19 protein-coding genes are annotated in these 24,723 nt (G+C 41.7%); 4 read left to right on the top strand and 15 right to left on the bottom strand.

The annotated features are described in order from the left end of the window. Positions 1–54 precede the first annotated feature (54 nt). Both ACYX4O_RS06490 and ACYX4O_RS06485 read left to right on the top strand, forming a co-directional pair. On the top strand, positions 55–1,965 hold the full coding sequence (locus tag ACYX4O_RS06490) for an LTA synthase family protein (RefSeq protein WP_476355634.1): 1,911 nt from the start codon (positions 55–57) through the stop codon (positions 1,963–1,965). 296 nt (positions 1,966–2,261) lie between these two features. Beyond that, positions 2,262–3,113 carry a dimethylarginine dimethylaminohydrolase family protein gene (locus ACYX4O_RS06485; RefSeq protein ID WP_476355632.1) on the top strand — a complete coding sequence of 284 codons (852 nt, stop codon included), beginning with the start codon at positions 2,262–2,264 and terminating at the stop codon, positions 3,111–3,113. A gap of 48 nt (positions 3,114–3,161) precedes the next feature. Here ACYX4O_RS06485 and ACYX4O_RS06480 read toward each other — a convergent pair whose 3' ends face one another. Next, positions 3,162–3,341 (bottom strand): antitoxin VbhA family protein, encoded by a 180-nt coding sequence (locus tag ACYX4O_RS06480; RefSeq protein WP_476355630.1) that lies wholly within the window; start codon positions 3,339–3,341, stop codon positions 3,162–3,164. Between the two features lie 97 nt (positions 3,342–3,438). Here ACYX4O_RS06480 and ACYX4O_RS06475 point away from each other — a divergent pair, with 97 nt between their 5' ends. After that, positions 3,439–3,765 (top strand): hypothetical protein, encoded by a 327-nt coding sequence (locus ACYX4O_RS06475; protein WP_476355628.1) that lies wholly within the window; start codon positions 3,439–3,441, stop codon positions 3,763–3,765. A 602-nt stretch (positions 3,766–4,367) separates the two neighbouring features. On the opposite strand, the gene ACYX4O_RS06470 is transcribed toward ACYX4O_RS06475, so the two are convergent. The 9 genes from ACYX4O_RS06470 to ACYX4O_RS06430 form a co-directional block, all read right to left on the bottom strand. Further along, on the bottom strand, positions 4,368–5,192 hold the full coding sequence (locus ACYX4O_RS06470; RefSeq protein ID WP_476355627.1) for a hypothetical protein: 825 nt from the start codon (positions 5,190–5,192) through the stop codon (positions 4,368–4,370). Between the two features lie 102 nt (positions 5,193–5,294). Then, the gene (gene glmU / locus ACYX4O_RS06465) at positions 5,295–6,275 is read right to left on the bottom strand and encodes a bifunctional UDP-N-acetylglucosamine diphosphorylase/glucosamine-1-phosphate N-acetyltransferase GlmU (protein ID WP_476355625.1); all 981 of its coding nucleotides are present in this window, start codon (positions 6,273–6,275) and stop codon (positions 5,295–5,297) included. 128 nt (positions 6,276–6,403) lie between these two features. After that, positions 6,404–6,571 (bottom strand): hypothetical protein, encoded by a 168-nt coding sequence (locus tag ACYX4O_RS06460; RefSeq protein WP_476355623.1) that lies wholly within the window; start codon positions 6,569–6,571, stop codon positions 6,404–6,406. A 20-nt stretch (positions 6,572–6,591) separates the two neighbouring features. Beyond that, a complete protein-coding gene (gene glmS / locus ACYX4O_RS06455; RefSeq protein WP_476355621.1) occupies positions 6,592–8,427 on the bottom strand; it encodes a glutamine--fructose-6-phosphate transaminase (isomerizing) in 1,836 nt (611 codons plus the stop codon). A gap of 52 nt (positions 8,428–8,479) precedes the next feature. Beyond that, complete coding sequence (locus ACYX4O_RS06450) at positions 8,480–9,835, bottom strand: nucleotide sugar dehydrogenase (RefSeq protein WP_476355619.1); 1,356 nt, start codon at positions 9,833–9,835, stop codon at positions 8,480–8,482. 21 nt (positions 9,836–9,856) lie between these two features. After that, the gene (locus tag ACYX4O_RS06445; protein ID WP_476355617.1) at positions 9,857–10,663 is read right to left on the bottom strand and encodes a response regulator transcription factor; all 807 of its coding nucleotides are present in this window, start codon (positions 10,661–10,663) and stop codon (positions 9,857–9,859) included. A gap of 22 nt (positions 10,664–10,685) precedes the next feature. Continuing rightward, entirely contained in the window at positions 10,686–12,104 is a 1,419-nt protein-coding gene (locus ACYX4O_RS06440; RefSeq protein WP_476355615.1) for a glycosyltransferase family 2 protein, read from the bottom strand. Positions 12,105–12,124: 20 nt separating this feature from the next. Then, complete coding sequence (locus tag ACYX4O_RS06435) at positions 12,125–13,285, bottom strand: HEAT repeat domain-containing protein (RefSeq protein WP_476355613.1); 1,161 nt, start codon at positions 13,283–13,285, stop codon at positions 12,125–12,127. 13 nt (positions 13,286–13,298) lie between these two features. Continuing rightward, entirely contained in the window at positions 13,299–15,278 is a 1,980-nt protein-coding gene (locus tag ACYX4O_RS06430) for a hypothetical protein (RefSeq protein ID WP_476355611.1), read from the bottom strand. A 525-nt stretch (positions 15,279–15,803) separates the two neighbouring features. Between ACYX4O_RS06430 and ACYX4O_RS06425 the strand changes: the two genes are divergently transcribed. Continuing rightward, on the top strand, positions 15,804–17,510 hold the full coding sequence (locus ACYX4O_RS06425; protein ID WP_476355609.1) for a hypothetical protein: 1,707 nt from the start codon (positions 15,804–15,806) through the stop codon (positions 17,508–17,510). Between the two features lie 159 nt (positions 17,511–17,669). Here the strand turns inward: ACYX4O_RS06425 and ACYX4O_RS06420 are convergent, their stop codons facing one another. The 5 genes from ACYX4O_RS06420 to ACYX4O_RS06400 form a co-directional block, all read right to left on the bottom strand. Beyond that, complete coding sequence (locus ACYX4O_RS06420; protein WP_476355607.1) at positions 17,670–18,359, bottom strand: response regulator; 690 nt, start codon at positions 18,357–18,359, stop codon at positions 17,670–17,672. Between the two features lie 596 nt (positions 18,360–18,955). Next, a complete protein-coding gene (locus tag ACYX4O_RS06415; RefSeq protein WP_476355605.1) occupies positions 18,956–21,271 on the bottom strand; it encodes a sensor histidine kinase in 2,316 nt (771 codons plus the stop codon). Between the two features lie 74 nt (positions 21,272–21,345). Continuing rightward, on the bottom strand, positions 21,346–21,516 hold the full coding sequence (gene comX / locus ACYX4O_RS06410; RefSeq protein ID WP_476355603.1) for a competence pheromone ComX: 171 nt from the start codon (positions 21,514–21,516) through the stop codon (positions 21,346–21,348). A gap of 67 nt (positions 21,517–21,583) precedes the next feature. Continuing rightward, entirely contained in the window at positions 21,584–22,501 is a 918-nt protein-coding gene (locus tag ACYX4O_RS06405) for a polyprenyl synthetase family protein (protein ID WP_476355601.1), read from the bottom strand. Between the two features lie 603 nt (positions 22,502–23,104). After that, positions 23,105–24,643, bottom strand: a complete 1,539-nt coding sequence (locus ACYX4O_RS06400) for a BCCT family transporter (RefSeq protein ID WP_476355599.1) — start codon at positions 24,641–24,643, stop codon at positions 23,105–23,107. Positions 24,644–24,723: the final 80 nt, after the last annotated feature.

Genomic DNA, 24,723 nt, shown 5'->3' with positions numbered 1-24,723 from the left:
GATATCCTCACTCACAATCTATCATGGAACTAGGCGATCAAAGGAGGATCACACATGAATAAAAGAGTAGACCGGTTGCTACAAAATGGACTATTCTTCTTTCTCATAGCTACCGTACTGCTATGGACCAAATCTTATTTAGCATTTAGATTTTCGTTTTCCTTAGACTTAGAAAATACAATTCAAGAATATATCCTGGCTCTTACACCATTAGGGTCCATTTTGTTCTTCTTATCACTAAGCTTCATTTTTCCAAAGGCAAAGCGCATTAAAGCATTTCTTACCCTATATTTCATCATGTCATTTGTTCTATTCGCAAACGTTGTGTATTACCGTTTCTTTAATGACTTTATTACGATTCCGGTATTAATGCAGTATAAGAACTTCGCTCAGCTTGGCGGAAGTGCAAAGTCTCTTATGAGTTTCACAGACCTCTTGTTCTGGATTGATGTTGTTGCTCTATTCGTTTGGGCCCGAATGAAAAAAGGCCACCTTTCACTTAGCGTGAAAAAACGCACAATGGGCGCAATTGTTGCTACATCTCTTTTAGCGATCTCGTTGAACCTGAACTTAGCCAACGAAGAGCGCTCTGAACTATTAACTCGTACATTTGACCGTGCCATGTTCGTTAAACTTATGGGTGTGTACAATTTCCACCTATACGACACGGTTATGACGGCAAATACACAATCACACCGTGTATTCGCAGAGAGCGATGAGCTAACAGAAGTACGAAACTACCTTTCTAGTCAAAAAGATCCTAAAAGCGAGAACTTTGGGGCATTAGAAGGTAAGAACGTCGTGCTTATATCAATGGAATCCTTACAGAACTTTGCGATTGATTACAAAGTAAATGGTAAGGAAGTTACGCCATTCTTAAACGACTTAATTGACGACAAAAACTCTGTTTACTTTAATAATTTCTATCACAACACTGGTCAAGGGAAGACATCAGACTCTGAGTTCCTACTTGCGAACTCCTTATATCCACTACCACGTGGCGCTGTCTTCACAACCAATGCTGGTAACGAATTTAATGCAACACCAGAAATACTAAAAGAAAAAGGATATACATCCGCTGTGTTCCACGGCAATAACGATAGCTTCTGGAACCGTGATGTCATGTATCCAGCTCTAGGGTACGATCGCTTCTTCTCTAAAAAAGATTATAAAGTGACTCCTGAAAACTCAGTAAACTATGGATTAAAAGACATTGAGTTCTTTGAACAATCCATGCCAATGATTAAGAGCTTAGAGAAACCTTATTACACGAAATTCATTACACTAACGCACCACTACCCATTCGTACTAAACGATGAGGAAGATGTAATGATTGACAAGACACAAACAGGTGACGGCACAGTAGACCGTTATTTCCAAACAGCACGTTATATGGATGAATCTTTCAAGAAATTCTTTGAAGATATGAAAGCAAACGGTGAGTATGAAGATACGGTATTCATTATGTATGGAGACCACTATGGAATCTCTGAAAACCATAACCGAGCAATGTCTGAAATTATGGGCACTGAAATCCGTCCCTTTGAGCATACTCAGTTGCAACGTGTACCTCTTATTATCCACTCTCCTGGTTTAGAGGGTAAAACAGTGGATACAGTCGGAAGCCAAATTGACTTAAAGCCAACTATCCTAAACCTTTTAGGAGTTAAGAATGAAAACGACATTCAATTTGGTACCGATCTACTTGCTAAAGATCGTGAAGATTTAGCTATTTTACGTGATGGTTCTGTTATTACAGACAAATATGTCTATGATGGCGAATCAGAAAAATGCTATGACAAAGCGACAGGTCAAGAAGTAGAAGGTTCAGAATGTGAATCTATTGCTCAAAAAGGACAAACCGAGTTGAACCTATCTGATAAACTTGTATACGGAGATTTACTTCGTTTCTTAGAAGACGAAGAAGAAGAACCACTTACAAATTCACCAAATAAAGAGAAATAAGCAGGAAGCCGCATAAACAAAAGTTTATGCGGCTTTTTCTATATGTCCCATTTCCTCATCCTCCCTTAAAAAACTATATCACAATAGAATGTTTCACTCCTCTTAAATTAGGTTATAGAAAACAGATAGCCCACATCCCTAGAATGTCGATCATGAATTATTACATATAAAGGAGAATATTCTTTTTTCATTCATTGTGTGTCGAATCTCCTAAGTGACTAGTATCCGGATGGGTTTAAAGAAAGTGCCCTTCTCACCATAACCAACGTTAAATTTACAAGAAAGAGGTTACAAGCATGAAAGGAATAGAAACAGACAACCACATCCATTGCAAGTCAGAATATACATCGCTACACAAAGTCCTTGTCGTGAAGCCTTCCTTTATGGAGATTACTGAAGTAATTAACGAAACTCAGGAATATTATAAAGATCAAAATATTAACGTTCCTCTTGCTTTAAAGCAACATGAAAACTTCGTTGATGTGTTAAGACAGCAAAATGTAGAGGTAGAAGAGTTGCCAGCTGATCCTGCCTTACCTGAACAAGTCTTCACAAGAGATATTGCATTTACCTTAGATGAAAGATTGTATATCGCTTCGATGAGCGAAGATGTACGAAATCAAGAAACTGAATCTTTAAAGAAATGGCTCTTAGATCATCACATTCCTTATGAAGATGGACTTCCATCGTCAATCGAGGGTGGCGATGTAATTGTGAACGGTTCTACGATTTATGTAGGAGAGAGCGGTCGCACCTCACGTAAAGCTATACATGCATTACAAGAGAACCTCCCGTCCTATAACGTCGTTCCATTGTCACTGCATGAGTCCATTCTTCATCTGGACTGTGTGTTTAATATAGTAGATGAGAATACAGCCATCGTTTACCCTTCCGCCTTTACACCAGAAGGGCTAGGCAGAATCGCTTCGACGTTTAATCTCATTAGAGTGACACGTGAAGAACAATTTCAAATGGGGCCAAATGTATTATCATTAGGTAACAAAACCATTATCAGCCTTCCGCAAAATAAACGAATCAATCAAGCATTAGAATCTAAAGGTTTTAACGTGATTCCCGTAGAATTCTCTGAGATTATTAAATCGGGCGGATCCTTCAGGTGCTGTACACTCCCGCTCAGCAGGAAATAAAACACCTCCCCCTCAAATAAAATAAGGGGGAGGTGTTTTATAGTTAGATTATTTACACCGTTGCTGCACAAGTTCCAAAGTCATCTCTACAAATTGTTCGTGCGTTATTTCTCCTGACAAACTCTTTCTAACAAGTTGTTCATGCTCTTCTGTTAGATTGAATCCTTCTAACTCAACAGACGCCTTCGCATTCTTCATTGCTTTCTCTATAGAGGATTTGTCATTCATCTCATCACCTGCTTTTATTATTTAAGTCCCATTCCCTTCTTCCTTTTTGCTGCATAGACTAACGCAGGATCCCTATTTATGTAGGAGGTAATCATCTATGAAACAACCAAATCGCCCCCTGATCCCCCTAAACAAAGAGAAAACATTCGAGCGTGACGCATTTTGGAACGGCTACCCATTCCGAGGGTTCCCCTTCGGCGCAACAGGGGATATCTTCTGGGGTGTATACGATGCCTTATTTTTCTACCCACCCTTCTACTCTACTACATTTCCCTATTCCCCAAAATGCCCAGGTCCCTATCCATATGGATATCCTCCAAACGAAGGAAAAGGACCGGCCTTCGTCATAGGCGGCCCACCCCTCGGCCAACAAATCGCCCCCATCCCACCAGTACCGCCCATCCAAATTAACGCTGATGTGTAGGGCTTTATATAATTTATATTTCACTAGAGTCATGTCATGTGAAGTTTGAAGCTAAGAGAATGTTTCCGTGACTTTGATGTAGAGTAAGATGGTCCGGGAAACCACTCGCTTTCCGCGGGCGAGATGTCGAGCCTCCTCGGGCAAAAATCATGCCCTGCGGGGTCTCGCCGACCTCTTTTTCCCGCAGGAGTCTCGCAGTTTCCCGGCCCATCTTTGCCAAATTGTGAGCAACGGAAACACGCCAAAAATGGATTAGTAAAGTCAGGTAGGCACTTGAGTGTAGGTCCGTTCACCACATTATCGTCAGGGCTGGATGGGGGACTGCGAGACTCCCGCGGGATAAGGTGCCTAGGGAAGACCCCACAGAGAGCGACAGCGAACGAGGAGGCTTCCCAGCTCCCCGCAGGAAAGCGAGTTGTCCCCCATCCAGCCCTAACCCTCATAAACGTAACGGCCCTCTCCATACTAAAATGTCCTCTTAGCTTGAAGTCTTCAAGCTGAGACCAAATAAAAAACGCAATCCACACTCATGGTGGATTGCGTTTTTTTTGCATCTATAATAAGGGGGAGATGCATTTTTTCCAAAGTCTATCTATTTATAATTAATCCGCATGGTCAATCCAATGCGAATAATCATGTATCGCTGTGCCTCCAAAGCCTTTATTCCCTTTGTAGGCGTCTTCTAAAACCTTTAATTCCTGGTTCATTGTTCCTGGTTTATCACCGTGGAATGTGGTGTGAGCTCCTTCTGAACTATCTATGACATTGACCCCGACTATAATGGATTTCCCTTCTTTGCTAGCTTCATTGACAATCGGCTTTGAAATAGATTGAATGCTGTTTGGTCCTTCTGCCTTGTTTCGATAGGCCATTAACGTCATGGAATCATAGTGCTCAATCATCCACTCACTTAACGTCTGGTCCTTATAAGGAACTTTTTTCTCATGAATCCAGAAAGGAAAATCCCCACTGACTTGCAGATGATCCTGTTCTTTCGCTTCTCGAATTAAATGAACGGTATTCATCATCCACTGATTGATTACATTGTCAGCATCCTCTTTCCATTGAGATAAGAGGTATGGTTCAATATCAACATGAACGCCAGCGAATTTCTGATCCTCATCGACCATGTTGTTGTAATCATGAACAATCGACACAAACCGATCGAGACTATCCCTATTCTTAATAAGCGCCCAGTTTGGGTCTCCACCTAGCGCATAAACATCGATATCCGCTTTACTGGCGTGCTGAATAAAGGAACGAAACGGGCCTGGTTTAAAGGTTTCAAAATCAATATGAAGATAAACCAGGTTCACCTTTTCTTCTTCTAAAAAGGAAACCGCCTGTTCAGGGTCTTCCTCTATTTTAGAGACGTCCCAAATCCAAGTTGCTTTTTTCGATTGATTTTGATCTTCACTTAAGATCATGTAACCCACTCCTAAAATAATGAACACACTCAAGATTATAGCGGGAATCTTGTACGTTTTGAGGACCCTATTAAGTTTGTTCACAAAAAATCTTCACACCCTTTATGAATGAATAGGGATTTTACAAATATCATTCGTCATTGAGAAGTTCTGAACTCTAGTTTTGTCCCGAACTTCAAGGTCTTTTAAGTCAACATCAGGTCCAATTACACAGTAAGAACCGATAACCGACTTTCCTCTGATATGAGCGCGGGGCTCAATCAGTGTGTCTTGGCCAATCTTTACATCGGCCTCAACGTAGCTAGAAGAAGAATCTATGAAAGAAACACCATTCTTCATATGACGCTCAATAATTCGTTGTTGCATGATTTCTTCTGCTTTAGCAAGTTGAACCCGGTCGTTTACTCCAAGTCCTTCAGCTACATCCTCTGTTGAGGTAGCTGAGATTGTATATCCTTGCTCTTTTAGGATTTCAATTACATCAGGCAGGTAGTATTCGCTTTGATTGTTGTTCGTTCCAACTTGATTTAGAGATTGGAATAATAACTTATTATCAAAGCAGAAGATCCCTGTGTTCACTTCCCCGATGGATTGCTCTTCAGGGGTAGCATCTTTTTGTTCCACAATACGCTCAACGTTTCCGTCTTTGTTTCTTACGATTCGTCCGTACCCTGTTGGATCCTCAGGAAGCATTGTTAAAATCGTCGCTGCGGCATTTGTTTCACGGTGATGATCGATCAAGTTCTGAACGGTGTTGCTCGTGATAAGAGGGGTATCTCCTGTGATGATGACAGTCGTCCCTTCTTGATGAGCCAACTGGTCTGCGCTCATTTGAACAGCATGCGCCGTCCCTAATTGTTCAGACTGATGAGCATACGTAACAGACTCTCCCAACTGTTCCTGTACCATCTCACTCTTATGACCCACAACCGTTACAATTTCGTTCATTTGTAAGTCTCTTAGTAAATCTATAATATGTTCAACCATCGGCTTTCCACAAACAGGATGAAGCACCTTCGGAAGATCCGATTTCATCCTCGTTCCCTTACCAGCCGCTAACACAACAGCATATGTACGTTCCATATCCTTCACTCCCTCACTCTCATATGTACTTTAGTGAGGTGAAGGGTGTCTGGCACGCTTCACTTCACTAAAGGGTGTCAGACACGCTTTAGCTTGCTACATGGATAAAGCGTGTCTTTTGGTGTATGTTATTCTTTGCCTGCTTGTTGGAAATGGGGGCGCAGGTCGTTAATTAGTTTGGTTAAGATTTGGCCATCTTCTGAGATGGTTTGGTCGTTAATTTTCTCTTGGATGCCTAGCATGATCGTTTTCAAGTTTGATTCATCGAGCGTTGTTTCGTGACGTTCCTTTTGCAAGAGGGAACCTCCTTTTATATTTATTCTACCGTTACACTCTTAGCCAGGTTACGCGGCTTGTCCACATCGTTTCCAAGCGCTAGAGATGTGTAATAGGAAATCAACTGTAGAGGAAGAACGGATAGTAATGGCGTGAATAGAGAATATGTTTCTGGTATGAAACAAGTCTCATCGACGTATTGTGTTACTTTCACATTCCCTCTCATCGTTACACCTAAAACATTTGCTCCTCGTGCGCTCACTTCTTTAATGTTTCCAAGCATCTTATCGTACAGCTTCTCTTGAGTAAGTAGGGAGATGATTGGTGTCCCTTCTTCGATCAAGGCAAGCGTACCATGCTTTAATTCTCCAGCAGCATAAGCTTCAGAATGGATATATGAAATTTCTTTTAATTTCAATGACCCTTCAAGTGCCACTGCGGTATCGATTCCACGTCCCAAGAAGAACACACTCTTCGCGTCTTTAATGGATTCACCGTACTCTTTAATTTCATCGTTATGGAACAAGATCTCTTCCATTTGCTCCGGTACTTGCTGAAGAGCAGTCATGTATTGAGCATTTTGTTCTGGTGTGATTTGCTTCTTCTTCTGAGCTAAGTAAATGCCTAGTAGATAGAACGATAATACTTGAGTCGTATATGCTTTCGTTGAAGCCACGGCAATCTCCGGTCCTGCTAGGGTTAAAATAACGTTATCGGCTTCACGAGAGATCGAGCTCCCTACAACATTCGTAATGGATAACGTTTTTGCGCCCAGTTCCTTACTTTGACGAAGCGCGGCCAAGGTGTCGGCTGTTTCACCTGATTGACTTACCGCGATGACAAGCGTATTTTCATTTACAATTGGGTTGCGGTAACGGAATTCTGATGCAACTTCTACATCAACTGGTGTACGCGTTAACTCTTCGATCGCTGCTTTCCCTAATAGTCCAGCGTGGTAAGCTGTTCCACAGGCTACAATGTGAACTTTATCCCACTTCGCTACTTGTTCTTCTGTCCAAGCAAGCTCAGGGAAATCAACTTCATTTGTCTCTTTGTCTACTCGACCCGCCATTGTCTTCTCAAGAGCTTTCGGCTGTTCGAAAATTTCTTTTAACATAAAGTGGTCGAAGCCGTTCTTCTCCGCTTGTTCCATGTCCCAATCAACTCGGAATAAGTCACGAGAGATAGCGCTCCCTGTTGTAACATCCATTAAAGAAATGCTTTCTTCTGTTAGTACAGCCATTTCTCCATCTTCTAGGATATACACATCACGTGTATGCTCTAAGATAGCTGGGATATCTGAACTTATGAAGTTCTCCCCGTTTCCTGAGCCAATAATAAGCGGGCTTGCTTGTCGAACTGCGAATAGTTTACCTGGAGTATGACGAGATACAACACCTAACGCATAAGCACCATCTAGCTTTGCAACGACTTGTCGGATAGTTGATGCAACATCGCCATCATATAGCTTCGTAAGTAAATGCGCGATGACTTCTGAGTCTGTTTCTGAAGTGAATGTTGCGCCCTCTGCAACAAGTTCTTGCTTTAGCTCGATATAGTTCTCGATAATTCCGTTGTGAACAACAGCAAAATCTGTTTCTTCACTATCTGTATGAGGGTGAGAGTTCTCATCAGAAGGACGACCATGTGTCGCCCAACGTGTATGACCAATCCCCATAGAACCTTGAAGCGGTGCGTCTTGTAGACGGGACGCCAGGTTATCTAAGCGCCCTTCTGCTTTTGTTACTTGAACCGCTTCTCCGTCATGGATCGCCACTCCAACAGAGTCATAGCCGCGATACTCAAGCTTCTCTAGTCCGTTTGTTAAAATTTCTTGTGTGTGCTGTTGTCCGATATACCCCATGATTCCGCACATATATCTCATCTCCCTTTGTTGTGTTTAATAGTAGAATGGTTATTACATTTACTTATAGTGCAATAGAATGATCTTTTGTGTGAACTTTAGAAGATGTTCCAAGCTTGTGGATATGCTCGCGATCAAACTCTTCAAACGCGTTACGAGTATCAACAATTGGTACACCAAGATCAACTAATTCTTGATAATCAAAATCAGAGTGATTTGTTACAAGTACCATGCAATCATATTTCTTCAACTGCTCTTTGTTGTAAGGAACCGATCTTACAATCTCACCGTCATCATCAATGAAGCTATGAGCGTGTGGATCGCAATACTCTATGTTAGCCCCGCTCTCTTTAAAGAGCTCATAAAGATAAAGACCTGGAGATTCACGAAGGTCACTAATATTTGGCTTGTACGCCATGCCAAGGATTAAGATGTTTGAGCTATTAACAGAACGTCCGTATACGTTAAGAACTTGTGATGTTTTAGATACAACTACATCAGGCATGTTGCTGTTAATGGATTGAGCTAGGTCGATGAACTTGCTGTAGAAACGAAATCCTTTTGCTTTCCAAGAAAGGTACATTGGATCAAGCGGAATGCAGTGACCGCCAATACCAGGTCCTGGTTGGAATTTCATGAATCCGAATGGTTTCGTCGCTGCTGCGTCGATTACTTCCCACACATCGATGTCCATTCGTTCACACATCATCGCAATTTCGTTAACGAAAGCAATATTCACACTACGGAACGTGTTCTCAAGAAGCTTAGACATCTCAGCAACTCGTGGAGATGAAACAGGAACAACATTGCCTACGTAGTTTTGGTACAAGCTTGCACCAAGCTCGCTACATTGCGGCGTTACTCCGCCAATTACTTTTGGCATGTTCTTCGTGTTAAACGTGTCGTTACCTGGGTCTACACGCTCAGGCGAGTAGCATAAGAAGAAGTCCTCACCAGCTTGATAGCCTAACTTATTGAATTCGCTCAGAATAAGCTCTTCTGTAGTCCCTGGGTACGTCGTACTCTCAAGCGTGATCAATGTTCCTTTTCTCATATTCGGTTTCACTTTCTCGATTACACTTGTGATATAGGACGTGTCAGGATCTTGGTTCTCACTTAAAGGTGTTGGAACACAGATGCTGATGGCGTCTAATTCGTTCACAAGGTCATAATCTGTTGAAGGACGGAAACGCCCAGATTCAAGTGCTTCGTTAAGGTCTTGATCTGTAATGTCCTGAATATAAGAATCTCCTGCTTTTAGTGCGTTAATTTTTTTCGGGTCAAGGTCAATTCCTGTTACATTAAAACCGGCTTTCACCATTTCAACCGCTAGCGGAAGTCCCACATAACCCATACCGATTACACCAATATTTGCTTTTTTCGCTTCAATTTTCTGCGCTAAATGATTTGCATATTTCATGAATAAGTCCCCCTAAATAAATTATGAATGAACCGCTTGTAATAACTTAACCATTCGTGATTCGAGTTCCATTAACGAAAATGGCTTCGTGACATAGTCGGATACCCCGTATTCAAATGTTCGCTTTACATCCTCTTCTAATTGCTTATTCGTAAGCACCATAATCGGCGCAGCCTTTACATCTTCTAAATGTTGAATATGATGAATGAACTGATAACCACCAAGAGCTGATAAATTAATCTCTGTAATAACAAGACTTGGATGGTGTTTCTCGTATTGAGCTACACCTTCTTTACCATCAGTAGCGGTATGAACGGTGTACCCTTTATGATTAAAATACGAGGTAACTAGTTCTAATACTTTTTCGTCGCTATCCACGAGTAAAATCGTATCTTCCTTTTTCTTATTTTCCTTCTTAAATACACGGATCTCACCTTGAGGCCCGTTTTCTGAAATGATTTCAGAAACCATATCAAAAAGCATCTGCTCTGCATATGGACTGCTTTCAGGGAAGCTTCCAACCAATATGGAACCTGAAAGAAAGCCGTTCTCCTCTAAGAAGTCTTTCACATATAAGGAATAAAAGTGGGAATACCCAATGGTGCGGTTGTCTAGTAATATACCAATCAACCCTTCTGTCTGATCATGACTAAACTGTACACCCACCTCTGGCTCGAGGCGTTCCATATGTGTTTTCAGCTTTTCAAGCTCTTTGGCATTAAGATCTGCGCGAGCGATAATCATTCCACAAGCTAAGTTGCTTTCCTGATAATACTCCAGGAAATGATGAAACGTCTGAATAATCCGTGATCCCACTTGCTGTTCCACAGCTCTCTACCCCCTTTTTGTATTAAGCTGATTTGTTATCTTCATTGAAGCTTGTTCGCACCATCGTTCCCCAAGATGTCTTCTTACGGAAGAAGTCGATGTGACCTAAGAATCTCCACAGAATCCCAAGCTGTCTATAACCAAAGAACATTAGTATTGTGTAGATTAGCATTTTAAAGAAATCTCGTATTCTCGGATAACGTTGGAAGGCAATCTCTTCAAGAAGCATGGACCCTATTCCAAGTAATGTTCCATAAAGAATATTGATTAAGCTGAAGACGAGTAAAATCTTCCAACCTGACATATCCATAAGAGCATATCCAATTAGAGCAAGTAATCCTGTAATTCTGAAATAAGGACTTAACGTTTCGAAAATGATGTTATAGGGAATCGTAATCCAACCCATGATCTTGTATTTCGGACGCATAAACATAAAACGACCTTCCTCGATCATGTTCTTCAAGTTTCCTCGACCCCAGCGTTTACGTTGGCTTCCAAGGATTTTGAATGTATCAGGTGCCTGCGTCCAACAAACAGCGTCAGGGCAAAAGGCAACCTTATACGGTAAATTGTTTTCAAGCATATGACGGTGAAGTTTAATAATAATGTTCATATCTTCACCTGGGTAACCACCTCGGTAGCCCCCTACTTCAACTACATAATCTTTACGGAATACACCGAACGCGCCAGAGACGATAATTAAACCATTCACTGAACTCCAGCCTATACGTCCACCTAAGAAGGCTTTCATATATTCGACTAGCTGCCACATTGGTAGTAGCTTTTTTGGTAGTTTTACATTTTTCACAACGCCATTTTCAATCTTACAGCCGTTAGCAATACGAACATTCCCGCCGATTGCAACATATTCTTCAGGCTTTTCCATGTACATACGCGCAATTCGAATAAGTGCGTCTTCTTCTAATAATGAGTCCGCATCAATGGAAGATATGAGTGGATAACTGGATAAGTTAATCCCTGCATTTAATGAGTCTGCTTTACCACCATTCTCTTTATCCACGACGTAAAGGTTCGGATAATCAGGGTTGTAGTAAAGCCCTCTCACCTTCGCTGTCTTAATGACATCCTTGATTGATGTTGGTTTGTAATATTGAAGTTCAAATTCCTTAATTAGAACACCAACCGTGTCGTCACTTGATCCGTCATTCACGACAATCACTTCGTGTTTCGGGTAGTGTAGAGCGAGAAGGGAACGAACGTTTTCTATAATCGTTAACTCCTCGTTAAAGGCTGGTACAAGAATCGATATGGGAGGTACGTTGTTCGATCCTGATAATGATTTGTATTTTGAGAAAGTCGTGCTTTTTAGAATTTTAGAGATTTCTTTAAATGAGAATAAGATAATCCCGAAGTAGATCGTGTTGATGGTTATGACATAATACATCGCGAATATGCCGTAACCGAATAATATTTCTCTCATGCCTCTCCCCTTTCTACCAATTACATGGCGTCGATAAGCTCTTGGTCCTTGCCGAAGTAGGTTTCATAAATCGATAGTTTACGATGATAATCAGCTACTTTACGATTCGTAGAATAGCCAGCAGCGCTTTCTTTCAAGTATTCATGGATTATTTCAAAAGCGATCGTTCCGTTTCGTAAATCGCTTACTGCAAGCTTACATAGGATACGGAAGCCAGAATCCCCTAATAAAGAAAGGCTCTTCGCACTCTTTCTTGCAACCTGTTTATCCTCATCTTGGACACCTAGTTCGAGTACTTCTAGATACTTCTTCACGCCTGTCTCACCAATCCATTCTGCTACAAACAAGCGAATTTCTTCATCTTTAAACTTCATGAACTGTTCCATTTCTTGTAACGATGAACCTCCAGAGGCAACCATTAGCTTCGCTGCGTTCATACGAATATCGTAGTCGTCTGATTGAAGGTGAGGCCGAAGGATGGAATGCATTTCAGAATCAGGCTGGTCTCTTAACCCAAACAGCCCTACCTTGGTCAGTTCTGGATTTGGTTCCTTTAATAAAGAAATGAATGGTGCGTGTAAATCCAAGTCAGACTCTTTGGCAATATCTACAATCAATTGATAGTTATTCTCTTGATCCTTCGCTAGATAATGGATCATGTCATTGATCTGCCCTGTGGATGTTGCGGTTTGAGCAATGGACCTTGCTATGATAAAGCGTGTTGAGTCTTTCTTATTTTTATAAAGCATTTTACAAAGACTCGGAACAGCTTCCGCGCTTCTCATAGCGCCTAAGTTATAAGCGGCTTCAAGACGGACATAATGGCGTCCACTCTTCAATCGTTTCAAGTTGAATTCAATGAGGCCAAGATCTTTACATAATTGGATGAGCTTTTCACGTTGTGCTCCTGATAGACGCTCGATACGTTCAACTAACTCACGCTGGAAAACTTTCTTCTCAAATGTTGTGAGTTCAGCTTTTGGAGCATGTAACGATTCCTTTGAATCTAATTGTTGCGTTACGTATTTGAAGTAACTTTCATGTTCATGCATGACTTTTTCTGTTTTCTTATGCGTTCGTTTTTTCTTAATTTTAATGCCGATAATAATGGATGACATAATGGTCATGATTCCTGCCAGTACATAAATGACATAAATAGCCGCTTCTAAATTGAAAAACATACACAGTCCTCCTTTAGTTTGTATAAGCTTCTCTCATGTAATAAAAACTTTTTTTCTTTCGCTCTGAATACTTTACTTTGTTCCATTTATCCCATGTATAAGAGAACGATGTTTCGGCGTCTTCTCCGATAAGTGGGAGGAAGTTGATCGATTCAACTGATTCAGTCTTCATACTTAATGATTCCTTTTGATCCGGGTAGCTCACAACCTTGCGCTGACTAGGATCAGAAAAGCCGAGTAACACCCAAGGAATCTTCATCTCGATTACGTTTCCTTTCATCTCCCAAAGGGCTTGCGGATCGTAATCTTTACTTTGGAATGCTCCTGCATCCCCTCTCTTTAAACCTCCAACAGCCACATCTTCAAACGGATGGGCATGTCTTGTGTTTGGTGGTTCAAGTTTAAGACTTACAGGTAATTTCCAAGGAACGTAGTCTTGATTTAGTGAGGGCTGAGCCGCTAGCTCGTCTTTATACAATCGATGATGCGGGTCATAATCTGATGAGAGTTTAACCTCACCCTCTTTACCACTTAGTGTAATGAGTGCCTCAACTCCCCTTTTTGAAGAAGAGGCCTCCGAACCACCTGGCAGTGTATCTACTCCTAAGCGAAAAGGTTCACGATCTATTTCGTAACTTTCCGACAATCGAGCATTAACATAGATATACCCTTCATCATGTGTAAAGGAAATGGTTTCGAGAGAACCATCCTTTACGTTGTGTGTTTGTACATCTTTAAGGTCATCCCATTCCTCATTGCTGCCGTCAATTCGGATGTCATCTTCTAAGCCTGGGTACATGCCAACGAGTCCATAAGACGTTTCGCTAGATAGGTAGTTAAACCAATAGGCTCGCCGCCCCTCTTCCACAAATGGCATGGTGTTCCATGTTTTCTTAAACCATTCATCCTGCCAAGTGAAAAGAACAGCACCTGCATAGCCTTCATCGTTGATTAGCTCATACAGTTCAGCGTTCATCTTCCCTTGCTCCTCTTCTGTGTGCCCTCCTTGGTCCCGGTTGAACTGACCTAAGTGGGCAACACCGAGCGAAGATGGTAAACCGAACTCGGTAATCATGATCGGCATTTCGGCATGATACTCTTTTAATTCTTTGAGATAGCCTTTGTAAGCGTCTGGATTGCCTTCTTCATTTAACACATCTTCATAAGCTTCTCCCAGCCTCAAAAAATCGGGGTAGTAAGGATAGGCATGGAAGGAAGCAAAATAGCCTCCGTCCCAGTCCTGCTCCTTAATATGTGTAGCATCAATACTCACTTTGTCTTCCATAATGAGTGGTTCTTCAGGATGTTCTAGCGGGTCTGTTGTCACCCAATTTGTAAAGGTCATTGGATGCTGCCACCCTTTTTCTTTTTCAAGTTGAGCTGTGTAATTTAAGAGTTCAGAAAGCCACGACTCAAATGGGTTCGCCTCTTCTGTTGCTTTGAAGGACTCCCCCTCAAATACAACCTCACCTTCGTGTGTGTTGTTTGTTTTTTGAACCATCTTTGGATCCCACTCTGTTCCTAAATGCCAGGCTAGTAAATACGGTGCCGCATTTGTGTCGAATGTTCCGCTTGCTTTCCCTGCAGTTTCTTTAATCGTCGTTTCTCCATAAACCGCACCGACCGCTCTTTCAATCTCTTTCTTAAAAGCGGACGTTACTTCAGGTGCTAAAGCATCTTCTGTTTCACGTAGTTGTTCTACCGGTGACCATATGCCTTGAATGAAATAAAGAGGATCTTCAGGATGGTTCCGGTTGAACTCGACTAGCGCTTCGTAAAACACTGGCTCATGAATGGTGTAAATACGAACGGTGTTCACTCCCATATCTTTCATACTTCTAAACCAACGTTTATACGTCTCTTGATCAAGAGGGAGTGATCCGGGATAGTACCCCGGCTGAGTTGCTCCCAGGTTCACCCCTTTAATAGAAAGAGGCGACCAGGATTCGTTTTGATAGATTTCAATGGTTTGTTGTTGGGTACGAAATTTCATCTTAGTGCCGTCTTCCATCGTTTTACTCTCTACTGGCTTACCCGTAGATAACAACGTATAGCTGATCGTTAAAACAACTGCAAAAAGAATAGCCCCTACCCCGATCTTCTTGCCTGAGATAACTCTTTCCCCTCCCGTGTAAGAAGTGTAGTTACATTTTCATGTTTTTCTTTCACTGCCGATTTGGTCTTGAAAATTATCTGACAAACATTTAACTTAAAATTGCTACTTGCCTTAACACAGTTATTAACGTAACACGGTTCGACACCTTCATCTTCGAAAACCCTATTTCGGAATCACGAATTTCAATTGCGTTGCCCCCCTATTTCTAGTTTCGGAACTCGAATATGAAAAGATGACGAAAACGCTTAAGCCCTTGTCATTGCTACTTTTGTCAAATGAAGCGGGGGATAATTATGGTTCCGAAATGCGGGGTTTTGAATAGAAGAGAACGATTCCACAATTGAAGCGCTTTCAACAAAAACGACCGTTTTACGACATTATTTTACTGGATGGAGGAACACAATGAGAAAGTCTTTTTATTTGTTTATGTTCACAGGGGTCGTCTTTCTATTACTTGGGTTTAAGCATTCACCAGACACAGATCACGCTATGTATGTTCATAAGGAGCAACTCTCATCAGAAAGTGATCAGGTTCTTAAGGCAGCGAAGGATCAACAAGTCACCCTTCTTTACATAGAGCTTGATCAATCAGAGTCAGATTCCTTCTATCAAAACTTTATAAAACAAGCTAGTGATAAAGGAATAGATGTATACGCATGGGGCGGAAATCCTTCTTGGGGACTTACGACTCATCAGGATGTTGTCACCGAGTTTGCAGATTGGATCAAGTCCTACAACACTCGATCAGAACAAGCCTCTCGTTTTAAAGGGGTCAACATTGATATTCAAGCCTATCACTTACCTGAATGGGACGAGGACCAAGAACGCGTTTTAAAAGAGTGGAAAGAGAATATAAAGACTTTCACTACGAAAGTAAGAGATTCCGAGTTAGAGGTTACAGGAACGATTCCTTTCTGGCTTGATGCACTTGAAGCACCAGGCTCTGGTGGGCAGCCTTTCCACGAATGGATGATCGAACAATTTGATCAAACAACGGTCTTAGCTTTTAGGGAAACGCTTGAAGGTAACAATGGCATTATGTCGCTCATCGAAACAGAACTAGAAACAGCGGACGAACTCGGGCGCCCTCTTATGATTGGGGTTACTATGGAAGACACCGACCTTGATTATGTATCGTTTGCAGAAGAAGGAATTGCAGATATGAACATGCATTTAGGGGTCCTTGAAGAGCATGCAGGAGAACATTCGAGTTACAGTGGTACCGCTTTTCAAAGCTATCAGTATGTAAAAGACCAATTAAATCTTGATCCTTCAGATCCAATAGACCCAGGCGAATCTGAGGAAGCACAGGAGTCTGTTCGAGGGACTTATATATGGGAAGCAGAACGTTTGATTCAAGAAGGAGACGACATTTTAGCATTTGCGAAAGAAGAAGATCTTAACTTCATCTACGCGCGTCTAGATTTACGCGAACCCTATTCTTCCTATAGCGAGTTCGTTCAGAAGGCTCATGAGGCAGGTATTGAGGTTCACGCCATGGGTGGTCACCCAACCTGGGCCAAGGAGAGCGAACGCTTTCGAATAAAGAAATTAATTGACTACGTAAAAGACTACAATCAACATGTATCAGCATCCTCTACATTCCAAGGCATCCATTTAGATATTGAGCCATACGTCTTAAACGAATGGGACGAGGATAAGGAAAACCTCTTATCCCAATGGATCCGTAACTTAGAGTTCTATGTGGAGGAAACGAAACGTAACTCCAACCTTGAAGCAAGCATGGACCTAGCCATGTGGTTTGACGAAGACCCCGCTCCTGGTAAAGGGATGCCTTTTAATAGGTGGGTCATTAAAACAATGGATCACACGTCTGTCATGGCATTTCGAGATTTCACCGAAGGTAGCGGGGGAATTATGTATATGGCAGAAGAAGAACTTCAGCATGCCGCTGAATTGAACAAAGAAATCCTACTCTCAGTCGAAATGAAAGAAAACCCATACGTGGACCATATATCATTTTACGAAGAAGGCGCAGCCTATATGGAACAAGAAATCGATCAACTAAACTCAAAGCTAAAAGACCATCCAACCTACAACGGCACACTCGTCCACTCCTACAAATACTGGACCAATGCCAAACCATAAACTTTACCAAACTAAAGCGTGCCAGACACCCTGCGCTGCTTTAACGCACTGATGGGTGTCTGGCACGCTGTTTTGCTTTAGTGTAAGAAAGAGGGACAAGCACCTGCACGGCTTCTGCTGTGCGAATGGGTGCTTGTCCCTCTTATGTTATGAGCTTCTTTAATCCGCTAGGTCTTCATCTGAAATAATGCCAAGTTGTTTAGACTTTAATACGGCTTCAGCTCTTGATTTCACCTGTAATTTCTTAAAGATTTCAGTAAGATTATATTCAATAGTGCGCTGACTCTTAAAGTGATCACTCGCAATTTCTCGGTTGCTTTTCCCTTTAGCCACTTCCATTAAGATTTTCTGTTCCTTCGAATTAATAGATACCTCTTCCTGAATCTCTTCCTGCTGTACCTCTTCCACTTGCTCTTCCTTACTCCCATGGTCCACTTGAACTTCCATACGACGTAACTGCTTGAACAATTGGACAGGCAATATAACTTTTCCTTTTAAAACGGATCGAATAGAAAGAATTAACTGATCCCTTGGTTCTGTCTTATTAATGAACCCAGAAGCCCCTGCTTCGATTAGGGTGTTAAAGTAGGGGCCAATATCGTACCCAGTATAGATTAATATAGGCGCGTCTTTCCCAAGAGCGCGAACTTCTTTCACCAATTCGATCCCATTCATCCCCCGCATGCGAAGGTCAAATAGCATCACATCATAATCTTGCTCTTGTACAAGTGGTAATGCCTTCCCAGCAGCATCCACGATTGTCACTTGCATATCTTCTTCTTTTTCGATCATGACTTTTGTACCTTCCCCAACAGAAGGATGGTCGTCTACTAGTAATATACGAATCATGTACGTCTCTCCCCACAAGTTAAGCTTAAATTGTCTGTTTTTTTATATGACTCTGTCAATGGAATTGAGAGGATGTTTCCGTTAGCTTTTATTTAGAGTAAGGAGGGCCTGGAAACCACTCGCTTTCCTGTGGGGAGCTGGTGAGCCTCCTCAAGCGCTACGCGCTTTCCGGGGTCTCACCTAGGCTCTTCTACCCACGGGAGTCTCGCAGTTTCCAGGCCCACCTTTTCCATATTAGAGGGAACGGAAACATGCGATTTCGGAGAACTGAGCTCCCCACCTCCACTACAATTAGAGGGTCCGTTTCCCTCACTATTGCCAGGACTTGCTGGGGGACTGCGAGACTCCCGCGGGGTAAGGAGCCTATCTAGTTTTGGAGTGGAGGACCTAGCGTGATAAGTCACCTTTTTTCCAAAGGCTTAACGCCTTTTCCAAAAAGCTGACTTATCCGTACGGTCCTAGGCACCACTCCTACACTTTTAATCTAGGGGAGACCCCACAGAGAGCGATAGCGAACGAGGAGGCTCCCCAGCTCCCCGCAGGAAAGCGAGTTGTCCCCCAGCAAGTCCAAGCTCTCCACTTGGAAACGGACCTATCTATTCCATAAATAAAGCCATGGAAAGTTCTAACCCACCTTCATCGGATGAGAGGAACTCGACGTGTCCTTCTAAACTCCGGACACGCTGGCGGATTCCGGTGAGTCCCATGCCTTTTGATAAATCTTGTTTATTTTTCTCAGGTAAACCAACACCGTTATCTTTATAATTCAACACAATCATACCTCGATCACTCTTCAACTCAAATTCTACAAAACTAGCACCAGAGTGTTTGGATGCGTTATTCAGTAGTTCCTGAACGACGCGGTAGATCGCAAGGGAGTGTTCATGGTCCGGGGATGCTCCGAATCCTTCTGAATGGAAGTCAACTTGGTAATCCGACCTCATTCGATAGTAGTCCATCAGTTGATTTAATGCCTCTACTATTCCTGTTTCTCGTAAAAACGGAGGTCTTAAGAAGGTACACGTTTCGCGGATTTGTTGAACGACCCCTAGCAATCCTTCTTTCACTTCTGATAATTCTTCCTCAAACTGGTCGGGCATGTCTTTGTCCTCCATCATGGCTTCCATTTTTCGGTACCAAACGAGCTGTTCTTGGAGCGCTTCATCGTGTAGATCAGAGGCAAGACGGGCTCGTTCTTTCTCAGATAAATTGAATAACAAACGTGATAGCCAAAGGGGGGCATCGGTATTTTGGTACATAGAACGCTTTAATTCCTCCGTCACCCCTTCAATGAGCTGGAAGTTCTCATATACAATACTTGTATAATGAGCAAGCATTTGAAGCCAGTACCGTTCATCCTCGTTAAATGGCGTATGGTTTACTTTCTGATCTACCCACAATAAATAGAGGGCATCGTTACTCTCACTTACAAGGAAACACATCCCCTGATGAATCTTTACGTAGTCACCAGGTGCTTTCATTCGGATCCGCTTATCTACATTTTCACGTAAAGCAATAACAGAGATCGTCTCATCCCCTTTGATCTCCTTCACATCCCACGTGTCTTTCCCATATTTCACAAGCGCCACCCGGTTGACCGGTAGCACCGATTTTACTTCCTCGATTAACCGATCATCAAGCTCAGCCCGATTTAACAACTTCGGCAAATCTTTCGAAAATCGATCTAGGCTAACCTGATAATTGAACTTCTCCCCAAATAGCTTAGGGCGAATATGTAATTTATCCTCCAAGTAAAATAACAGCCCAAAGGAAACATAGAGCAAGATCGCAATACGAATCCACTGTACAACTGTAAACGAAGTTGCGACAACGAGTATACCAAGAATAAGGACAGTAAATACAAGGGATAAAAAAGAATAATACCGAATTCTACTATTGATAAAATCTATATCAAATAACCGGTTCGATAATATGAGATATAAGAAAAACAACGGTAAAAATAACAAGAACACCGATGTAATCGAAGCAGGTATAATGTCAATACCTACAATCGCACTTGGCATCGCTGTTAACAAAATAAATGGGAGAAAAGAAATGACAATTCCAAAAATCATATTTTGAAAGACAGCTTTATGAATCGTCTTCCGATAATTAATATAGCGCGTAATGAGTATATATAAGCACAAAAAGATCCCGAATGAAAAACCAAATAGCTGTAGCTGTCTGACCACCGAGTACTGATCCCCCATTGGAATAAATATAGAGTAAGTATCCATCAAAACAATGAGTAAATTAATTGTATAAAGAGACACTAACATCCTTCGACTCACAAGCTTAATCGAGTACCGTTTAAAATAATGACTTAAAAAATGCAAGAATAAAGCCGGCACCATTAATAAGGACAGGCCATTAATAAAGCGAGCCAAATCATCCGTCCTGGCCGAAGCTCCCGCACTAATATACCCATATCCCACAACAAGCAAAAACGCCGAAAACATCAACGCTGCCCGGTCGTCCCTTTTTTTCATATAAATAAATCCGCTAAATGTAAAGAGAACAACAAACACAAGAACTGGTATGACTGTATGGTAAAGAAGAGTACTAGATAATAGAAGCTCTTGTTCATCGTCTTCATACGTCACCTTACCTTCATCTTGTGTCACAGTAATTTTTGAAAAGTTATCAATTACTCCGAATTTTCGAATTGAACGATGGGCTCCAGGAGGAATTCCATTCAGGTCAACAATTTCATCCCCCTTTTCTATCCCCTCCTCACTTGCCCAACCAATCGGATCAACATTTGTTACAACCCATTCACCTTGCTCGTCTTTCTTTACATTTAAACCAACATAAGGCTCTGTTATCGTTACATACGAGAGATAGAATGCTACTGCAACGATAGCCATCCCCACTAATAGAATAGTGCGGGTACTTTGACGATGTTTTTGCATAGAACCACCTTTTTAAAGAGAAAAAATAGCCAGAGCATCTCTGGCTATCCCTTCTACAAAATCGATTGTTTCCTTTACTTCCAGAATGACATTTTCATTATTTCGGCTGTGTTCTCTGAATCAAACACGTCTATTAATGCAAGTTCTTCTGTCTGAGATAGACCCTCAAAGCGAACCGCTCCTTCTTTCCATTGCTTAAGAAGATCTGGATTTCCGACTAATTTCTCCACCACTGTTTGTAACATGACACATTCCTCCTATTCATTCCCCTATAGTTTATTAAACTCAAGAAGCATTCTTCCTGAGGTATTCCTAAATAGACTGCATAAACTCAATCAGTTGGTTTTTAATTTCTTCTTCTCCATCCACGTCCTCAACCTTTTCAATAGCCCTTAACTGATAAACCCGCTTCTTTACCATTGAATAGGTTATAGCGGAAGATGTGGACGCCCATTCAAAGATCTCCTTCTTTCTCTCTAAGAAATCATCTTCTGTCATACCCTCGCAGTAATAGTGCCGAAGCCAGTCCGCATTCTCTCCCTCTTGTTCCAACAATTTAAGGGTAGGGAGTGTTCGCTTTCTATGCAAGATATCATTTGTAGAATCAAGTCTTAGAGCATCTTCAAGATCATTAGCAAGCTGAGCCGCACAGCCAAACTCAATCGAATAGGCTTTAACGAGTTTATCGTCCTCCCCTTTAGCCAGAAGCGTACCAACCATACAGGCTAGGGCCATAAGAGAACCTGACTTATGCTCGATCATTCGGAAATACGATTCTTCAGAGTTAATTGACTCTAATAGGTCATGATGCTGGCCTGTTACCGCTCTCATTCCTGATTGAGATAGACACGCAACCGATTGTCCTGACGAATCCACCCTTTGAAGCATGGAAGTAGCAAGCATTATAAGTCCCGTGGACCCATTCATTGAAACGGAAACAGGCTTTTCCATCCAAAGTTTCTGCGATCCGTCCTGGTCCTCAAGATCATCTAGTATATCCAGGGCCAATATAAACGTTTCAACTGCAGCAACCGATTGCAGAGCCACTGAACGGTCTTGACCGCCGAACAGAGCATAATGAAGATGAACCATGCGCCCAAAGGAAAACCCTTCTTCTTGCTTATGCCTCACAAATGTCCCGAGTAATTCAACTAGATCAGCATCCTTAAACTCTTCATTTATGACGTTCAGAAGATGTTCCCCAATCTCATCATCTGTAAATACGTTCATGTGGTATCTCATCCTCCTCAAAAAGGAGCTTGTTCATCCCTGTATCATATTCTTAAAATTCAAAAATAGGTTACCACACTTATCAAATCATTGAATAGGTATTAAAGTAACAGAGGTCAGTATGAGGGAATAAATTCCTAGTTAATTGTAAAGAAACCATTCACTCCGCTATTTCAAGCACCCTGACCTACAATCCCCCCTCAAAAAGGCACCGCTTACATTACAATTGTATTTCGAAAAAAAGTACTATTTTCCGGGTTCATTCGATTTAGATTGTCGAACTTTTTCAGTTGATTCTCTTTTTCTCATATATAAAAAAGCAGACTCTTTTTTTATAAAGGTCTACTTTCTATATTGGGAATATGGGTCACATTGAGCTGCTGTTCTTTGTGAAGGAGAGCCTGTTCTACAAAACTTTGGTACGAAAACAGTTACTGTAGAAATAGGAGAACAACAACGAGAAATAGATGTTGACGTAGCATGGAAAGTATCAGAAAAAGATATCATCAAAGTTTGTATCCGAAAAGTAATGGTAGACCCTTCTTAATCAATCAATCTCTATTAATAAACTAAAAGCCCAGACTAAAATGGCCTGGGCTTTTCCTATGAAGACCGCACATTATACGAATACGCTTGATCCTCATCAATCATTTTCTTAGCTGCATAAATTAAGACAAACTGTATGATGATGACCGGTAATCCCATTAGACCTGATACCACTTCAAGAGGTGCTAATCCACCAACCCTCATCAGAACGAGCGCTAATGTTGTAATAACAGCTGCGATGATAATACGAAGGTTCTTCGGAGGCTCGTATTTACTCATATCTCTTGTACTTGTATAGGCTGCCACTGTATACGTCGTCGAGTCGAGCGTTGTTGTTAAGAAGATAAGTGCTACTATCATAAAAATAGCAATCGCCACTTCCCCAAATGGAAGGGTTGATAGAATTTCTGGTATGGCAGCCATTCGTTCTTCTTCTTTTACAAGATTCAGCACTTCCATGTTTTCTTTCAAGTAGCGATGAACGCCAAGTCCTCCTAATACTCCAGTAGCCACCCAGGATATGAGTGTGGGAGCTAATAAATAGGTTAAAATCATTTCTTTTATCGTACGCCCTTTAGAGATCTTAGCGGCAAAAACACTATGAAGCATTGCCCAAGTGGCGCTATAGGCAAACCAAAATACCGTATTACTCTGGATATGGGAAGCCTCTCCCTGGTGAACAGAATCTGTGTTCAATGATATATTAAGATAATGGGACAGTAAGAATGAGACGCTATCTGAGAAATAGTTAAGTATAAAGACGCCAGGCCCCGCCACAATAATAAATACAGCAAAAAGGCCTGCTAGGTACATATTAAAGGTACTTAGACGCTTGATTCCTTTTTCAATTCCTAAATAAGCACTGAGCGAGAATAGGAACACCCATACAATTGTCACGACAATTGTTAAACCAAAGGTAACATCCATACCAAACAAGGCAGATAAATTATGCGTGATGATTGGTGCACCAAGCCCTAATGTAACAGAAGCACCTGCTAGAATACTAATGAGGAAAAGGGCGTCCAGCATTTTCCCGCCCAAACCATCCGTAAATCGGTCGCCAAATAATACACGACATGCTTCAGAAATACGCATAAGCGGACGCTTTTTCACATGCAAGATATACCCCATTGCCGGTGCAATCATAACGAAAATGGCAAAGACTTGAAACCCCCATAAAAACATGCTATATGCATTCCCCCAAAGGATTGCCTGAGCCGAGCCAGGCTCAACGCCTGCTGGTGGGTCATTCGCAACAGAGGTCCACTGCAACATGCCTGTCCGCATAATCGTTGACCCCACTCCCATGGCGATCAAGATCGATGCATACTCAAACAATGTGAATCTTGGCTTTTCTTTTGGATCCCCCAAGACTACTTGCCCGTATTTCGAAAACGAGAAATACAACCCTGCCCCAACTAAAAGAATGCCATACCAAAGATACCCCCAGCTAAACATATCTACTATAAATGAGAAGATCGAATTTAGTATACTTAGTGATTCCTTCTCATAAAGAGCAAACGGGATACTAATAGCTACGATAATAAGTAATGAAGGAATAAAAATGCTGTAATCAATCAACTTTCTTCGATTCATATGAACCCTCCTATGTAAACGTATTCCTAACCCTTCTACCCCAAACCCATTCCATTTAAAAGGAAAAATTACTATTTTTA

This window comes from Pontibacillus sp. ABV4_188 (assembly GCF_056311905.1).
This window is presented reverse-complemented; position numbering and strand designations above follow the sequence as displayed.

What these genes read in the sequence shown, in the direction of transcription:
- ACYX4O_RS06490 (WP_476355634.1), top strand. Translation starts at nt 55, where the DNA reads ATGAATAAAAGAGTAGACCGGTTGCTACAAAATGGACTATTCTTCTTT.
- ACYX4O_RS06450 (WP_476355619.1), bottom strand. Translation starts at nt 9,835, where the DNA reads ATGAAATATGCAAATCATTTAGCGCAGAAAATTGAAGCGAAAAAAGCA.
- ACYX4O_RS06405 (WP_476355601.1), bottom strand. Translation starts at nt 22,501, where the DNA reads ATGAACGTATTTACAGATGATGAGATTGGGGAACATCTTCTGAACGTC.
- ACYX4O_RS06475 (WP_476355628.1), top strand. Translation starts at nt 3,439, where the DNA reads ATGAAACAACCAAATCGCCCCCTGATCCCCCTAAACAAAGAGAAAACA.
- ACYX4O_RS06435 (WP_476355613.1), bottom strand. Translation starts at nt 13,285, where the DNA reads ATGTTTTTCAATTTAGAAGCGGCTATTTATGTCATTTATGTACTGGCA.
- ACYX4O_RS06425 (WP_476355609.1), top strand. Translation starts at nt 15,804, where the DNA reads ATGAGAAAGTCTTTTTATTTGTTTATGTTCACAGGGGTCGTCTTTCTA.
- ACYX4O_RS06430 (WP_476355611.1), bottom strand. Translation starts at nt 15,278, where the DNA reads ATGAAATTTCGTACCCAACAACAAACCATTGAAATCTATCAAAACGAA.
- comX (WP_476355603.1), bottom strand. Translation starts at nt 21,516, where the DNA reads ATGTTACAAACAGTGGTGGAGAAATTAGTCGGAAATCCAGATCTTCTT.
- ACYX4O_RS06440 (WP_476355615.1), bottom strand. Translation starts at nt 12,104, where the DNA reads ATGAGAGAAATATTATTCGGTTACGGCATATTCGCGATGTATTATGTC.
- glmU (WP_476355625.1), bottom strand. Translation starts at nt 6,275, where the DNA reads ATGGAACGTACATATGCTGTTGTGTTAGCGGCTGGTAAGGGAACGAGG.
- ACYX4O_RS06470 (WP_476355627.1), bottom strand. Translation starts at nt 5,192, where the DNA reads ATGATCTTAAGTGAAGATCAAAATCAATCGAAAAAAGCAACTTGGATT.
- ACYX4O_RS06485 (WP_476355632.1), top strand. Translation starts at nt 2,262, where the DNA reads ATGAAAGGAATAGAAACAGACAACCACATCCATTGCAAGTCAGAATAT.
- glmS (WP_476355621.1), bottom strand. Translation starts at nt 8,427, where the DNA reads ATGTGCGGAATCATGGGGTATATCGGACAACAGCACACACAAGAAATT.
- ACYX4O_RS06480 (WP_476355630.1), bottom strand. Translation starts at nt 3,341, where the DNA reads ATGAATGACAAATCCTCTATAGAGAAAGCAATGAAGAATGCGAAGGCG.
- ACYX4O_RS06415 (WP_476355605.1), bottom strand. Translation starts at nt 21,271, where the DNA reads ATGCAAAAACATCGTCAAAGTACCCGCACTATTCTATTAGTGGGGATG.
- ACYX4O_RS06420 (WP_476355607.1), bottom strand. Translation starts at nt 18,359, where the DNA reads ATGATTCGTATATTACTAGTAGACGACCATCCTTCTGTTGGGGAAGGT.
- ACYX4O_RS06400 (WP_476355599.1), bottom strand. Translation starts at nt 24,643, where the DNA reads ATGAATCGAAGAAAGTTGATTGATTACAGCATTTTTATTCCTTCATTA.